8 protein-coding genes are annotated in these 15032 nt (G+C 70.2%); 1 reads left to right on the top strand and 7 read right to left on the bottom strand.

Annotated elements, in window-relative coordinates; all coding sequences use genetic code 11:
* Positions 1-18: 18 nt before the first annotated feature.
* Positions 19-1560, bottom strand: a complete 1542-nt coding sequence (locus ACFWP7_RS36135) for an amidohydrolase family protein (RefSeq protein WP_384390667.1) — start codon at positions 1558-1560, stop codon at positions 19-21.
* A gap of 463 nt (positions 1561-2023) precedes the next feature.
* Here ACFWP7_RS36135 and ACFWP7_RS36130 point away from each other — a divergent pair, with 463 nt between their 5' ends.
* On the top strand, positions 2024-2899 hold the full coding sequence (locus ACFWP7_RS36130) for an alpha/beta fold hydrolase (protein WP_384390664.1): 876 nt from the start codon (positions 2024-2026) through the stop codon (positions 2897-2899).
* Between the two features lie 142 nt (positions 2900-3041).
* Here the strand turns inward: ACFWP7_RS36130 and fxsT are convergent, their stop codons facing one another.
* From fxsT to ACFWP7_RS36100, 6 genes are all read right to left on the bottom strand, one after another.
* A complete protein-coding gene (gene fxsT / locus ACFWP7_RS36125; protein WP_384390661.1) occupies positions 3042-6983 on the bottom strand; it encodes an FxSxx-COOH system tetratricopeptide repeat protein in 3942 nt (1313 codons plus the stop codon).
* Positions 6980-8308 (bottom strand): TIR-like protein FxsC, encoded by a 1329-nt coding sequence (locus ACFWP7_RS36120; RefSeq protein WP_384390658.1) that lies wholly within the window; start codon positions 8306-8308, stop codon positions 6980-6982. The genes fxsT and ACFWP7_RS36120 overlap by 4 nt, the downstream gene beginning before the upstream one ends.
* A 230-nt stretch (positions 8309-8538) precedes the next feature.
* Positions 8539-10707 carry a radical SAM/SPASM protein FxsBH, inactivated beta-hydroxylase extension form gene (fxsBH, locus tag ACFWP7_RS36115; RefSeq protein ID WP_384390656.1) on the bottom strand — a complete coding sequence of 723 codons (2169 nt, stop codon included), beginning with the start codon at positions 10705-10707 and terminating at the stop codon, positions 8539-8541.
* 565 nt (positions 10708-11272) lie between these two features.
* On the bottom strand, positions 11273-12715 hold the full coding sequence (locus ACFWP7_RS36110; RefSeq protein WP_384390652.1) for a GAF domain-containing sensor histidine kinase: 1443 nt from the start codon (positions 12713-12715) through the stop codon (positions 11273-11275).
* A gap of 159 nt (positions 12716-12874) precedes the next feature.
* Complete coding sequence (locus ACFWP7_RS36105; protein ID WP_384390649.1) at positions 12875-13912, bottom strand: rod shape-determining protein; 1038 nt, start codon at positions 13910-13912, stop codon at positions 12875-12877.
* A gap of 407 nt (positions 13913-14319) precedes the next feature.
* Positions 14320-14472, bottom strand: coding sequence for a hypothetical protein (locus ACFWP7_RS36100; protein WP_384390646.1), 153 nt, complete (start codon positions 14470-14472; stop codon positions 14320-14322).
* Between the last annotated feature and the right edge of the window lie 560 nt (positions 14473-15032).

The following is a 15032-nucleotide window of genomic DNA, read 5'->3' as shown; positions in this document are numbered from 1 at the left end:
AGCTGTCCTGGAGGTTCCTCAAACTCCCCTTCCGCAGCATCCACCGGAAGCAATAGCTGCCCCGGAGACCGGGTTCCTGACCGCTGCCTCGACGTCCGCCAGCATCCTCTGCCGCGCCTGCGGGGAGATCACCCGGCCGCGGGTGACGACCGAATGGATCCGCCGGGTGTTGCGGATGTCGTTCAGCGGGTCGGCGTCCAGGACCACCAGATCGGCGATCCTGCGTGGTTCGACCGAGCCCAGGACATCGCCGAGGCCGAGGAATCGTGCGGGTTCCACGGTCGCCGCCTTCAGGGCCTGCTGGGGCGTCGCGCCGGCTCCGACGAGCAGCTCCAACTCGTCGTGCAGGGCGAACCCCTGCACGGAGTACGGCGTACCGGTGTCGGTTCCGGCCAGGATCGGCACGTCATGGGCGAACAGTTCACGGACGAAGCGCTGCCGGTACTCCCACATCTGGTGCTGGCGGGCGATCTCCTCAGCCGGACGGTTGGCCTTGCAGAGGTTTTCCACCACGTAGTCGTAGATGCCGAGCGAGTCCTCCCTGAGGTACTTCAGCGTCGCCGGATCCGGCGCGGTGTAGTCAGGCATGTCCAGCACGCGGTGCATCGCCAGAGTGGGCGTGACCCGGGTGTTCCGGTGCCTCAGCCGACCCAGGACATCGGCCGCGCGGGCGCTGCTGAAGGTGCCGGCCGCGAGCCATTCGATCGGATGCAGTTGCCGGAGCCAGCCGTTGTAGTCGCCCGTCCTGAGGCTGATGGCCCGCAGCTGACGGCGGACCTCTGCCTCCTGGCTGGACACGGACAGGGCGACGGCATGGATGTGCTCGATGCTGCGCTGCCCGCCCGCGGCGACGGCAGGGATCGAAACCTGGTCGGGCGCGTGCCCGGCGACCGTCAGCCCCTGCCGCCGCGCCTCGTCGAGGATCGCCTCGTACGCCGTCGGGCCGAGGCGCGAGTAGACCTTCACGAAGTCGGCGCCCTCGGCCTTGACCTGCCGTACGGCGGCCCGGGCGGTGGCCTCGTCCCGCACCACCAGGACGGACAGCAGGTTCGGGTCCCACAGGGTCGGGTCGCCGTCGATGATCTGACTGGCGACGACCATCCGCGGTCCGAGCAGGGTGCCGGCGTCGATCCGGTCACGCCAGTCGTAGGTCATCGGGTCGCCGGACATGACCCGGACGGTGGTGACGCCGTTCGCCAGGTGCAGTGGCGGGTCGACCTCGTCGGTGTCGAGGGCGTGCACATGCATGTCGGCCAGGCCCGGGATGACGAACTTGCCGGGCAGGTCGATGGTGGTCGCGCCGCGGGGGACCGGCAGGTTCCGGCCGACGGCGACGATCCGGTCACCGTGGATCAGCACCGTCTGCCGGCTGTTCCGGCGGCCGGTCGCGACATCGATCACGGTGACGTTGGTGAGGGCGGTGGTCCGGGTGGTCCCGGTGGCGTCCCCGGACGGGGGATCGACCAGTGCGGAGGCCGGGCCGGCGGCGAAGGAGCCACCGGCGACCACTGCGGCGCCGACGGCCGTACGGGTCAGGAACTGACGTCGTGAGGTGTCCATGCCTCGAAGCTAGGCGGCGGGCACGGCCCGGTCAGTGGTGGCAGCAGCCCTCTTCCAGGTGGAGATAGGTCCACCCCGCCACTCGGTCCGCCTGCTGCCCAGGAGCGGGTGCAGCGGCCCGTCGGTGCGCCGGCCGGTGGATGGCACGGGAGGTCGTGGGCGGCCGAACTCTTGAGCTGACGGGTTCGCAGCTGACGGGTTCGGAGAAGAGCGGGGCGATCCAGCGGCCCGGTGCGGATTCGCTCGACGTGGCCGACGGGGTGGGGGAGCGGTTGCCGCCGGTTCCACCGTGGAGGTCCCGCTCGCCGGTGAGCCCGGAGCGGTGCGCCTGTTGCGGGAGGGGTCCAAGTGGCTTGATATGAGGCGGCGTTGACCTGCGGATTCGTTTCGTGCCGGGGGCGCGCGGGCAGGATTCGGGCAGCGTTTGTCCCGGTCCGTCAGGACCGAGGGAGGGGGGAGCGCGGTGCATGACCATGTGCGGACGCCGGACGGCCGGCTTCTGCGGGTCGAGATCTCGGGCGATCCGCGTGGGCGCCCGGTGTTCCTGCTGCATGGCATGCCCGGCAGCCGGGTCGGACCCCGGCCGCGGTCCATGTTCCTCTACCAGTGCGGCACGCGGCTGATCAGCTACGACCGTCCCGGATACGGCGGTTCCGACCGCAAGCCGGGGCGTCGCGTCGCCGATGTCGCACAGGACGTGGCCACCGTCGCCGACGCGCTCGGCCTCGACCGGTTCGCGGTGGCCGGCCGCTCCGGGGGTGCTCCGCACGCCTTGGCCTGCGCCGCTCTGATGCCGGAGCGGGTGACCCGGGCCGCCGCGCTGGTCGGACTGGCGCCGCGGGACGCGGAGGGGCTGGACTGGTTCGCCGGGATGGCGCCGTCGAACGTGAACGAGTTCAAGACCGCGTTCACCGATCCCGAGCGGTTCGTGGCCCGGCTGATTCCGCGATCCGCGGCGATTCGGAATGATCCGGCGTGGCTCCTTGAGGAGCTGCGGCGGGAGCTCACCGACGACGACCGGCGGATCGTCTCGGACAACACCATCCGGTCGATGTTGCTGCGCAACTACATCGAGGCGTTGCGGCAGTCGCCGTACGGGTGGATCGACGACGCGCTCGCGCTGACCGGGGACTGGGGGTTCGATCCGGCGGACATCGAGGTGCCGGTGATGCTGTGGCACGGGGCGAAGGACGTCTTCTCACCGGCGTCCCACGCGTCCTGGCTGGCCGCGCGGATTCCCCGGGCGACGGCGGTTCTCGAACCGACCGCCGCCCACTTCGCCGCGCTGCGGGCCCTGCCGAAGGTGTTTCGCTGGCTGCTCGCGGACCCGCCCGACTGAGCGAAGCCGCCACCAAAGGCGCCTTTGCCGGGGCTGGAAGCCACCACCAAGGCGCCGGGTTCCAGCCCCGGCAAGCCCCAACCGAGGGGCTGGCCGGGTTCCAGTCCCAGCAAGCCCCAACCGAGGGGCTGAGAAACGGCCGTCACACCGCCAACGGCTCCAGATCCCGGTAGATGCGTCGTCCGGCGGTCGCGATCCGCGTCATCCCGTTCTCGTCGCCCAGAAGCGTGCGCAGTTCGCCGAGCGCTTCCTCGCCCAGACGGCGCGCCTCGTCCTTGCGGCCCAGCGCGGAGAGTGTCAGGGCGGAGTTGCTGACGATGGCCAGGGTCTCGGGGTGATGCGGGCCGAGCACGGAACCGAGGATGTCCACCGCCTTCTGCTCCAGCTCCCGGGCCTCCTCGAAGCGCCCCTGGTCGGCGAGGACGTTGGCGTAGTTGATGCCCGTGAAGAGGGTGTGCGGGTGCTGCTCGCCGAGCACCTCACCCATGCGGCGCAGGACCTGACGGAAGACCGCTTCCGCCTCCTCCGCGTCTCCGCAGCCCCAGTGGAAGATCCCGAGGTTGTTGAGCGCGGCCTGGGTGTACGGGTGGGCCTCGCCCGGGACCTTCATGTACTCGGCGAGCGCCTCCTTGGCCACCTCGCGAGCGGCCTCCCGCTCATCGGCGGCGAACAGATCGGCGGCCATGTTCAGGTCGCAGGCGAGGGAGTCGGGCGTGTGCGCGTCGTACTGGGCCCGGTACTGCGCGCGCGTCGCCGTCGTGAGCCGGCGGGCGTCCTCGAACTGGCCCGCCCTGCGCAGCGACACCGCGAGCGACTTGGCGCAGCTCAGCGTGCCGGGGAACTCCTTGCCGAGGATGCGCTTGTGGGACTCGTACGCGCGTGACAGGAGTGACACGGACTCCGTGTACCGGCCGACCTCCCGCAGGTCGCGGCCCAGGTGCCCCGCCGAGGACAGCGTGTACGGATGGTCGCTGCCCAGGACCTCCGTACGCCGGTCGAAGGTCTCCTGGTCGAGGACGCGTGCCTCGCCGTAGCGGCCCACCATGCGCAGCGCGAGCGCGAGGTTGTTGGCCGCGCTCAGCGTCCGGCGATGGGACTCGTGGAAGATCTGACTGAAACCCTGGTGTGCCTCGCGGGCGAACTCCACGGCCGACCCGTACACGCCGAGGGCCGCCAGGTCGCTGGCGAGGCTGGACATGGTGACGTACGTGTGCGGGTGCGAGCGTCCGAGCACCCTCTGCTGGCGATCGAGGAGTTCGGTGTTGATCTCGCGGGACTCGACGTAAAGCCCCTGGGAGCGCAGGATGTTGCCGAGCTGGGAGCGCAGATACAGGTACTGCACGTCGTCCTCGCCGAGGATCGGCTTCCAGTCCGCGAGGAGCGCCTCGGCGCGCTGCTGGGCACCGGGGAAATCGCCGCGCTTCCAGAAGTAGCGGACGCGGTCGATGAGGAGGCGGCGGGTGCCGGCATCCGTGCAGTTGCGGGCGTCGGAGGCCGTCAGGTGCGGCCAGATGACCGCGAACCTCGGCCAGTTCTCCGGGTCGTCGATGGGCTCGTCGCCGTCCGGCCGGCAACCCGCGAGCACCGTGTGCACCACGTGCCGGGCCTCCCGCTGTTCCTCCTCGGTCAGCTGCGAGCGGATCACGGCCTGCACCAGGCGGTGGACCTGGATGCTGTTGCTGACCTGGTCGACCTTGGCGAGCGCGAACCGGCCGATCTCCCGGATCACCCGGCCGAGCAGCAGACTCTCCTGGAGGGCGGGGTCGTACGGCCTGAGGGCGTCGATCATCTCCTTGCTGTAGAGCAGGGTCGAGGAGATCGGCTCCGCGGCCAGGAACGCGCACAACTGCAGCAGTCGTACGGAGGCCGGGGAACGTTCCTTCAACCGCGCTATGGAGATGTTCCAGGTCGCGGCCACCGTCTTGGGGTAGTCCGGGGGCTGGTTGAGGTCCAGTACCTCGGTGGTCTGCTCGGCGAGCTGCCGCAGATAGTCCTTGATGGGTGTCGCCGTCTCGGCCAGCCACGCCGCCGCCTGCTCCACCGCGAGCGGCAGATCGCCGACCGCGCTCGCCACCTGGTCGGCCTCCTCGGCGCTGAGCCCCGAGGCGCGCCCGGTGAGGTGCTCCACGCTCTCCTCGCGCAGGAACACGTCGACGGGCAGCGACACCCCCTGTTGCGCCCAGGCCTGGTTGCGCGAGGTGACCAGGATGTGGCCGCCGCCTCCCTTGGGGAAGTAGCGGGTGAGCTCCGACGGGTCGTCGGCGTTGTCGAAGACCAGGATCCAGCGCTTGGTGGGAGCCCCGCGCGCCAGCATCTGGACGGCTTCCTGGCCGGCCAGGTTGATGTCGTCGCGGCTGGGTGCGCCGATGCGGGCCCCGAGGTCGGCGAGCGAGGCGACGACGTTGCCGGTGTCCTCGGCGGAGATCCACCACACCAGGTCGTAGTCGGCCATGAACCGGTGGACGTACTCCAGCGCCACCTGCGTCTTGCCGACGCCACCGAGCCCGAACAGGGCCTGCGGCTGCGGCAGCACGATGGACATGCCGCCGCCGATCTGGTCGCGGACCCGGTCCAGGATGGCGTTGCGGCCGGTGAAGGTGTTGTTGCGCTGGGGTGCGTTCCAGATCGCCGGGGCGATACCCGGGAAGCGGGGTCCCGACTCGCCGTCGTCGGTGAGCAGTCCCGCCAGTTCCAGGGCGCTCAGCAGCGCGCTGACGCACTGGGTCTCGTCGAGTCGGTGCAGGTCGACCGGGTTGTGGTCGAGGTAGGTCTCGGGCAGCCGGATCTCGTCCACCCGCAGCGGGACCAGCTGGGCTCCCGGCACCCCGGGGGCGCCTCCGCCGGACTCTATGAGCGCGCGCCAGACGGTGTCGGCGTACCGGGACTTCCTGAAGGCGTTCGACAGCAGCACGAGGGTGCGCGTGGCCGTGTCCAGGTGCTCGACGGGCCCGGCGGCGATGTCGTGCGGGGTGACGTGGCAGCCGGCGCGCACCAGGAGCGACTCGACCCAGTCGGCCCACATGCGGTTCTCCGCCGCGTAGGCGATGACGACATCGGTGGCCGTCGTCAGCGGCCGACGCCGCAGGAACGCGTCGCGGCAGCGCAGCCGCACCGGCTCCGGCACCGGCGGCAGCGAGGTGACCTCGCCGTCCGAGATGACCGCGGTGAGCCGTTCGAAGGCGGACAGCAGCGAGTTGGCGAGCCCGCTCTCGTCGCCGACGGTGGCGAGGGTCTCCTCGTACGCGTAGTACGGGCGGTAGGGGATCTCGACGTTGCCCCAGTACGCGGTCAGATCCTCGGAGTCGAGCTCCTCGCCGCCGAGTCCCTTGGGCAGGCCGTCGAACTTCAGCCGGGCAAGGGCCCGTCCGGCGTCGACCTTCTCCTTCTCGCCCTCGTCGATGCGCATCGGCACGGGCAGCACCCGGATCCTGCGCTTGCCGTATCCGGCCTCGACGCTGCGGGCCACGGCCGCCGCACCGTCCAGCGACTGGTCGCTGAGCGTGAAGCAGTCCACGAGCACGTCCGGCATCTGGATGGTGCAGATGTCGGCGCTGTCCGAAAGACCGGTACGCGAGTCGATCAGGACATAGTCGTACGACGCCTTCATGTCGTCGCGCAGCGCGTCGAAGAACAGTCCGCCGCCCAGGCGTTCGTAGAAGTTGTCCCACTCGAAGGACGACACCGTCGCGGAGTACGAGCGGTCCTGGCGTCCGGCGGAGAGGAAGTCGAGCGAGCCGCCGTCCGGGAAGCGCAGCCCGAGCCGCTCGGGGGTCAGCGAGATGGCGTGCTGTTCCACGTGTGCGTAGTCCAGGTGCCAGGGGCCGGAGCGCTGGATCCGGGTGGTCGCGGCCCAGGCGTACTCACTGATGATGTCGATGACGCCGGTGGTCGCCGCGAGCGCGTTGGGGAGGAAGGGATGGAAGAAGCGGTGCAGCCCCGGAGCCTCCAGGTCCCAGTCGACGGTCAGGACGCGTTTGCCGTTGGCGGCGAGGATCCACGCGGTGTTGGCCAGGGCCATCGTGCGGCCCGTGCCCCCCTTGTACGAGTAGAAGGTGATGATGCGTCCGTCCTGCACGGCCGTCATGCTTCTCCTCCGTGATCGGATCCGCTGTCGAACCGCAGCGGGTGGGTGGGGCCCGTCAGGCGGGGCCTGCGGAGCGGCGGGCCCGGCGGCGGATGGGCCTCGGCGTGCTTGAGGTACTGCCGGGTCGCGTGCGCGACGACGGCCGGCAGCACGTCGGTGAAGGACTTGAGCGTCGGTACGCCGTTGACGGCAATCCGGGAGGCGGTGCGCCGGCCCCGGTCCAGGATCACCGGCAGCGTCCGCTCCAGCTCCTCCGCCAGCTGCCGGCCCTCCTCGCCGTGGCACTGGATGTCGGCCCGGTTCCAGGGGACGATCACACTGACCCAGGGGCGGGCGTTCGCGTCGAACGCCTTGAGCCTGCGCCGCCGTTCCTCGTCGCTGAGCGCCCAGCGATCGATGAGCAGGATCCCGGGGTGGCTCGGCGCCGTCTTGTCGGGGTCGCTCGCCACCGGGTCCTCGCCGGGGTCCTCGTCGTCGAAGGACGACACCGTGATCCGGTAGTCGAGCGAGCGGATCAGCTCCTCGGCGAGCGCGGGCAGCGGCCGGGTCGACTCCGAGTGGTACGGGTTCCAGTCCTGGGCGTCCTCGCCGTACGGGCGGGTGTCGCGGTTCTCGGGGATGCTGTGCCGGGTGGGCGCCGCCACGGTCAGATGGATGTGCCGGGGCCCCTCGCCGCGCGGTTTGAACGCGCTCGGCGTCCGCTCGTAGGGGCGTGGCCTGCTGGGCGGCAACGGGGACTCGTGGGCGACCCGCACGATCCGCTGGGCCAGCCCCAGCACGGTCTCCTCGTACTCGTCGCGCAGCCGGTTGAGCTTGATCAGCCCGTAGATCCCGTTGGCCGCGTACCGGTCTCCGAACTGGGTGTGATCCACATGTATATGCCGTACGGAATCCGGGAGTTGGCCGTAGTCGATATACGTCCACAGCGCGGGCACGATGGTGGGGAGGGCACCGGAACCGGTGGCCCGCGCCCGCAGAATTCGTTCGTTGAACGCGAACCATTCCCGTCCGCAACTCTCGCTCGTGAAGTACCGCGGCGAGAACAGTGGTACGAACACCCGGCAGTTCGCGAGATTCTCACTGAGTTTTTCCGGCCATCCGTCCCCCGAGCGCATCTCCCGGTCCATGAATCCGGCGGGCGCGCCGGCCGGAAGGTCCGTGAGCGCCATGATGTGGTCGCAGAGATCCGTGTAGAGCACCTGCACCCAGTGATCGGGGTCGCCGCCGCCCGGCCCCCAGGGCGGTGTGTGGGCGTAACTCAGGAAGAAATAGGGCCTGTTGTCCGAAACCCGTTCCCGTCCCAGATCCCGATCAGGTATCTCCACGCGCCCCCCTGACTGTGGACGGGCGGCTCTACGGGACGTCGGCCGACCGGAGCCCATAATCTTCCCGACCGTCGGCCTGTACGGGTCGACTCTTTCACGTCAATCCCTTGCGATATCCAGACATCTGGACCATTGCCCGGTCGGCAGTGTCCCCCGTGTACCGAAGTGCAGCACCGCTTTCCCCGCCATTTCCCGTTCCGTCGCGAGATCACGCGGCAGCGGGGCTCCGATCAGCTTCGGCGCACGGCCTGCCCGGCCCACTCGGCCTGTAGCTCGTCCGCCAACGCCCGGCCGGTTTCGGTGAGTTCACGCTCTGGGAGGGTGGCCAGCCGATCCAGGGCGCGGCCCGCCCGTGCCAGCGCGGCGTCCCGCGCCGCCGGCTCGCCCTGGTGACAGGTGGCGTCGCCGAGCCCATGGCTCGCCTCGTCGAGCAGCCGTCCGGCCTGGTTGCCCGGCACGTTCAGATCGGCTGTCTCGCGCAGCGCGGTGAGCCTGGCCAGCCGCCCGGTGCGCGGCAGTTCACGGACGAACTCCTCGGGCTCGAAGTCGACGGCGACCCCCAGTGCGCCCAGGCCATGGGCACCCAGCCGCACCCCCGAGCCCGCCGCGAGCGGGGTGACCGTGGTGATGAGAAGAGCGTTGATGTCATCGCGCCAGCCGGGCTGACGCGCGTCCATCAACTCGTGTGCCGTCCCCAGACGTTCGCAGAACCGGGCGAGAGCGCCGGGGCTCAGCGGAGCGGCGACAGGGACGGGGTAGCAGTCGCGGAGGGGGTCGGCGTCGTCGAGGAGCAGGGGAGCGTCGGCACCGAGGTGCACGGATCGCAGCGGGCGCCAGGTGGCCGGGGCCTCCTCGGGCGAGTACTCCGTGCCGTCCTCGGTACGCACGTGCAGACGGCCCGAGTTGACCGTGACCTCGACCCGGCCGGGCCTCGGGAGCGTCAGGGTGCCCAGGGTCGGGAGGTGCAGTGCGGGGTCGCTCTGGTCCCAGGCGAGCTTGACGTCGGCCCCCGCGCGGACGGCGACTGCGGTGATCGCCGAGCCGAGCGGCGCCGGGGTGGTGACGCGGTCGTGCAGACAGTTCTTCAGCGTGGTGTACAGGTAGGGATGGGCGAGGATCTCGTCGACGTACGGCGTGACATCCGCCATGCCGTCCAGGTCCAGGAAGGCCCGCCACACCTCGTCCCAGTCCGGCTCGCCCGCATGCCGGGCCGCGACGCGGACGAGCAGACGCCGGACCGACTCGCCCTGGGCGAACCGGAGTTCCTCGTCACTGCGGACGGCCGGGCTGAGTGTGTGCTCGGTGATCCGCTCGGCGACGCCGTCGACGAAGGCCCGCAGGTCCGAGCAGAAGACGGACGGGTTGTCGAAGCCGTGGCCACCGCTGTACCGGTGCGCGTAGAGCCCTCCGCCGCACGACTCGATCACCGGGCAGCTGCGGCAGGTCTCGCTGACACCCGCGAGGCCCAACTGGCGTGCGCGTACGCCGGGATGCTGCCCGAACTCCTCGAAGCTGTGCCGGAAGGCGTCGTAACCGGTCGCGGGTGCTCCGTCGTACGCCGTCTTCAGTGAGTCGGCCTGCTCGAAGGTGCCGTCGGTCTCCACGACCGCGAGATCGCTCGGCGCGAGCCCCATCGCCTCCGTCAGGCTCGGTCCGCCCCGCAGGGTGCTCAGGACCGACTCGAAGGTCCGCACCGAGACGGTACGGCCCTGCCGGTCCCACCGGTCGAAGATCTTGAGCAACCAGTCCGCATACGCGGCGGGTGAGTCGGCGGGCCTCGGTGGTGGGCTGTCCCAGGTGGAGTGCGGGAGCAGATAGTCGATGCGAGGCGGACGCAGGGACACGAGGGCGTCGTGCACCGCGACGGGATCGTTGGCCACGTCCACCGTGCACAGCAGTCCGCTGTAGAGGTGCCGGTACTCGGGGGTGCGCAACAGGTTGATCGCGCGCACCACCCGGTCGTAGCTGCTGCGCCGCCTGCGGTCGCGCCGGTGCCGGTCGTTGGCGACGCGGTCGCCGTCGAGCGAGATGCTGACCTTGACGCCGAATTCCTTGAACACTTCGAGATGGCGGGTGTTGAGCTGTACCGCATTGGTGTGGATATGAAGATTCAGCCGGGTGACCGGGGTGATGACGCGGGTGAGTTCCGCGCAGATGCTTCTCATACGGACGGGACCCACGAGAAGGGGTTCACCACCGTGAAGGATCACGGAAACAGAAGGCAGTTCATGTGATTCGGCATATGCCGCGAATCGCTGGGCGACTTTCCCGAGCGTTTCCTCGGAAATGACGGTGGGGCGCCCTTGCCAGCTCTGATCGGCATGCTCGTACACATAGCAGTGATCGCAGGCGAGGTCGCATCTGCTATGGATCTTGAGGACGAGTTGCTGCAGCTTCACCCGGGGAACGATAGTGGCGCAGCGGGGTGGTGCGTACCATGAACTCCGCTACAGCTCAAGGTCGTTGAAGGCTCCGGTGCGTGACAAAGGCGCACCGGGCGGGTTCGTGAACCGCCGGATGCGCCTGTGTCGAATTCTGTGTGCCCTAGAGCGCCGAGTTGAAAGTGTTCGGCCCGACCGGACGTCGTCCGGGGATGTCCGTCACTCGTCCGGCAGACCTCACGGCGGCGGTCCCCAGCGGGTCGATGGCCGACAGGGGAGTGTGCGACCGGCGCATGGACCGAGGGGCGGCGGAGTGCTGCGCCGCCGGCGTCACCGAGAGGTTCATTTGATGGCTTTCGTTGGTGGGGAAGCTCAGAGGAAGCCGAGACTAGCAGTTGATCTATGCATGGGTTGCCACTTCCTGGAATTCAGGTTTGGCCTGTTTCGGGGCATTCGCCAGCGGAGCGCCGCCAACAGGCTGAATCCGTTTCCCGCGCCTTCCTGCGCCTTGCCTTCCTGCGCCTTCCTGCGCCCCGTACGGCGGCTCGGTCGGGCAGACGTGAGTTCGCCGGGTGCCACTCGCTCACAGCGGTGACCGCCAGGTGACTGTCGTACCGGTGCCCTCCCCGTCATCCCTGATGCCGTCGTCGTACACCGTCAGGCGGAGGCCGGAGCGCCCGTCCGGCAGGGTGGCCGTCGCGTCCACCGTGACCTCGATGCGGGAGACCCCGGCGCGGTGTGCGGCGGCGGTCAGCTTGCGGTGCAGAGCGGTGAGCAGGTGACCGGCGACGGGCTCGGTGACGCGGTTCTCCACGGGGCCGGTGAAGTGGACGGACGGCTGGAAGCCCAGGGCGGCCGCCGTGCCCGCCGTCTCGCGCAGCACCTTGCCGCGGAAGGTGGTGGGGGCGTCGGCGGGCGGCTGCTGGAGGGCGAAGATCGCGGTGCGGACCTCCTGGATCGTGGACTGCAGTTCGTCCACCGCGCGGCCGAGGATGGCGTGCACATCGGCGCCCTCGTCGGCCGCGCCGCCGGTGCTGCGGCGCTGGGTGGACTCCAGCATCATGCCGGTGGCGAAGAGCCGCTGGACGACCAGGTCGTGCAGGTCGCGGGCGATCCGGTCGCGGTCCTCGTAGACCGCGAGCCGCTCGCGGCGGTGCTGGGCGTCCGCGAGGAGCAGCGCCAGCGCGGCCTGCGAGGCGAACTGCGTGGCCAGCAGCTGTTCCACCGGGGTGTACGGCCGGTCGCCGCGCCGGCGGGGGAGGGCGAGCGTGCCGATGAGGCGGCCGTCGGCCTGGAGGGGGAGCATCATGCTCGGCCCGAACCGGGACCGTACGTGCGTGGTCATCCTCGGGTCGGTCGCCGAGTCGTCGATGAACACCGGCTCCCCGCCGAGGAGTTGTACGAGGACGGGGCTGCCCGGCTCGATGACCGTACCGACGAGGCCCCCCGGGTCGTCGAGGGTGGACGCGGTCACGATCTCCATACCGCCCTCCGGTGTGGCCTGGAGGATGACACCCGCGGCCGCGTCGGCGAGGACCCGGGCCCGCTCGGCGACCGTCATCAGCGCCTCGGCGGCACTCTCCCCCGTGAGCAGCGCGGTCGTGACGGCCGCCGCGCCCTCGATCCAGCGCTCGCGCTGCCGGGCCGTCTCGTACAGCCGGGAGTTGCCGATCGCGATGCCGGCCTGGGTGGCCAGCAGACGCAGCAGTTGCTCGTCCTCGGCGGTGAACGGCCCGCTCTCCTTGTCTGCGACACGAAGAGTCCCGAGCACTTCGTCGTCGACGCGGACGGGTACGCCGAGAGAGGTGTCGGACCGCCCCGTCCCGCCGGTGGACCGGCCGGCCGCACGGATCTCCGCGAGTCCGTCGTGCCCCGGGTCGGCCATGTCAAGGACCGCGTACCGGGCGCCTGTCAGCTCGGCGGCACCGTCCACGATGTGCTGCAGCGTGACCTGCGGTTCGAGGTCGGTGCCGACGCTCAGGACGGCTTCCAGGAGGGGTGGGAGGCGGGGGAGGGGAGCGGTCATACGGGGGCCTCGGGGCCTTGGACGGCGGGGGCGGGCTCGGTCATGCGGGGGCTTGGGTGCCCCGGCGACACGGGGTCGCCCATGCGGGGCGCTGGGGTGCCGGCAGCACGGGATCGGCCGTGCGGGGCCTTCGACGAAGGCCCCTCCGGCGCCTGGCCGTCAGTCCGCCAGCGGGTCCAGGACCAGGGGCTCGATCCTGCCCTCCAGCATGTAGCCGAGGCCCTGGACGGCACAGACGTCGGGGCGTTCCGCGATGTGCACCGGCATGCCCGTCGCCTGCCGCAGCATCTGGTCGAGCCCGGGGAGCAGGGCGCTCCCGCCGACCATCATGATCCCGCGGTCGGCGAGGTCGGCCACCAGATCGGGCGGGCAGGCGCGCAGCACCTTGCCGATGCCGTCGAGTACGGCGGTCAGCGGGGTCTGGATGGCATCGCGTACGGCGGCGGTGTCGACCTGCACGGAACGCGCGAGGCCGGTCGCCACGTCCCGCCCGTGGATCTCCGTCGACGCCGGGCCGTGCGGAGTGAGCCCGTTTCCGGAGAGGGCGAGCTGCAGGGGTCGTACGGCCTGACTCGGCAGCATCAGCTCGTGCTGGTGGCGCAGGTGCTGCACGATCGCGTGGTCGACGGCCTCACCGCCCACCGGGATGCGCTCGGCGGTGACGATCGAGCCCAGTGACAACACGGCGAGCTGGGTCGCGGCGGCCCCGCACACCATGATCATGGTGGCCTCGGGCCGCTCCACGGGCAGCCCGCAGCCGACAGCGGCGGCGATCAGCGTGTCGACGAGCTCGACCCGGCGCGCGCCCAGACCCACGAGCGTCTCGATCGCGGCACGCTGGGCCAGCGGGTCCGCGTCGTGCGGGGTGCAGGCCGCTGCCCGCAGCCGGGGCTTGCGGCGCAGTGTGCGGCGGACCTTGTCGCCGAGCAGCTGACGCAGCATCCGCTGCGCCATCTCGATGTCGACGACCGTGCCGCCGGACACCGGCCGTACGACACGGATGTAGTCGGGCGTACGTCCCGTCATCTTCTCCGCGAACTCGCCGACCGCGATCAGCGCGCCCGTCTTCGTGTTGATCGCGGCGACACTCGGCTGGTCGACGACCACCCCCGCGCCCTTCACATACACACGGGTCCTCGCCGCGCCCAGATCGACCGCGAAGTGGCAGCGGCGCAACTGCTCCAGACTGTCGGTCATGGCAGATCCTCCCGAGAGCGCAGACCGTGGGGCTCCGCCGGGCGGCGGTCCTCTCTCGCATCGTGCGGTCGCTGACGGAGTGTCGCCTTTTGTGGGGGGCCGGGTGGGGTGCCGCTGGACGGGTGGTCTTGTTGGGGGAGCGGTCAGAGGTCGGCCGCGGCGTGAGCCGACCACCGGGTGGTGCCGGTCGTCGTACGCGGACACCTCGACCGGGGTAAGGGGTCACCGGAACCGCTGGGCGTGATCTCCACGAGGACCGAGAACCGAGGACAGCGGTGGGGGGACGACGTCAAAGGCGCCGTCCCCCCACTCCGCCGGTGACGCCACACCACGATGAATCCGTGAGTGACCGCCAACTCCCACCGGGACAGATCCGCGGGTACGAGTGCGGCGGCCGGACTCGGAGTTCAGCGCCTGTAGCGCACTTGCTGCCACACCGCGTGTATGACGTCGATCTCGCGTGCGACATCCACATGGCGGTCGTCGACGTACGTCAGTTGGACCCGGTCGCCGTACCGGCCGTATGCGTAGGCAATGACGGTCGGCGTCCCGCTCTGCATGTACCCGACAATATTGGGCTCGGCCCGGATGTCCTGGACCTCCGCCCAGTCCAGCCGCCTCCGTCGGCGAAGGCACGTACCTGGGTGCCGCGAACGTCGACGACCGTCCCGTACCGCTTGACCGCCAGGTACAACCAGCCGAAGAAGGGGACGACGACGGCCCAGATCAGCACCTTCCCCACCCCGGTAGGTCCTCGTCCATCACGGGCAGGAGCGGGGCGACAACCCCCAGGAACCCCGTTCCGACGATGAAGCCCGCCGGTAGTCCGGATCTTCGGTACACGCGCCGCAGCTGTTCGTTGCTCATACGCACTCCCCTCGTCCAGCGACTCCGTCGGCTCCGGCTCCCCGCCCGGCACAGGAGCCTAGGTGTCGGGCCGAATGCCGAACAGAGGTGCTTGAGCACGTATACCGGTGCGGCCAGTCAATCTCCGTTTTCTTAAGCGAGACGGAGAGGAAGGTGGACGAGCCCTCAGCCGAGTCGATCCAGTAGTCGGCTAGTCGGCTAGTAGGACTCCGTTAGGTCTTTCTGTCGGTGGTGTTCAGCGGCATGGTGGGTG

The sequence above is a fragment of the Streptomyces sp. NPDC058470 genome, from assembly GCF_042721055.1.
Classification (GTDB): Bacteria; Actinomycetota; Actinomycetes; order Streptomycetales; family Streptomycetaceae; genus Streptomyces.
Note: the sequence above shows the minus strand (reverse complement) of the source record. Positions and strands in the feature narration are given on the sequence as shown.

Coding starts and splice junctions, on each gene's coding strand:
- ACFWP7_RS36135 (WP_384390667.1), bottom strand. CDS start 1,560: ATGGACACCTCACGACGTCAGTTCCTGACCCGTACGGCCGTCGGCGCC.
- fxsT (WP_384390661.1), bottom strand. CDS start 6,983: ATGACGGCCGTGCAGGACGGACGCATCATCACCTTCTACTCGTACAAG.
- ACFWP7_RS36110 (WP_384390652.1), bottom strand. CDS start 12,715: ATGACCGCTCCCCTCCCCCGCCTCCCACCCCTCCTGGAAGCCGTCCTG.
- ACFWP7_RS36105 (WP_384390649.1), bottom strand. CDS start 13,912: ATGACCGACAGTCTGGAGCAGTTGCGCCGCTGCCACTTCGCGGTCGAT.
- ACFWP7_RS36100 (WP_384390646.1), bottom strand. CDS start 14,472: ATGCAGAGCGGGACGCCGACCGTCATTGCCTACGCATACGGCCGGTAC.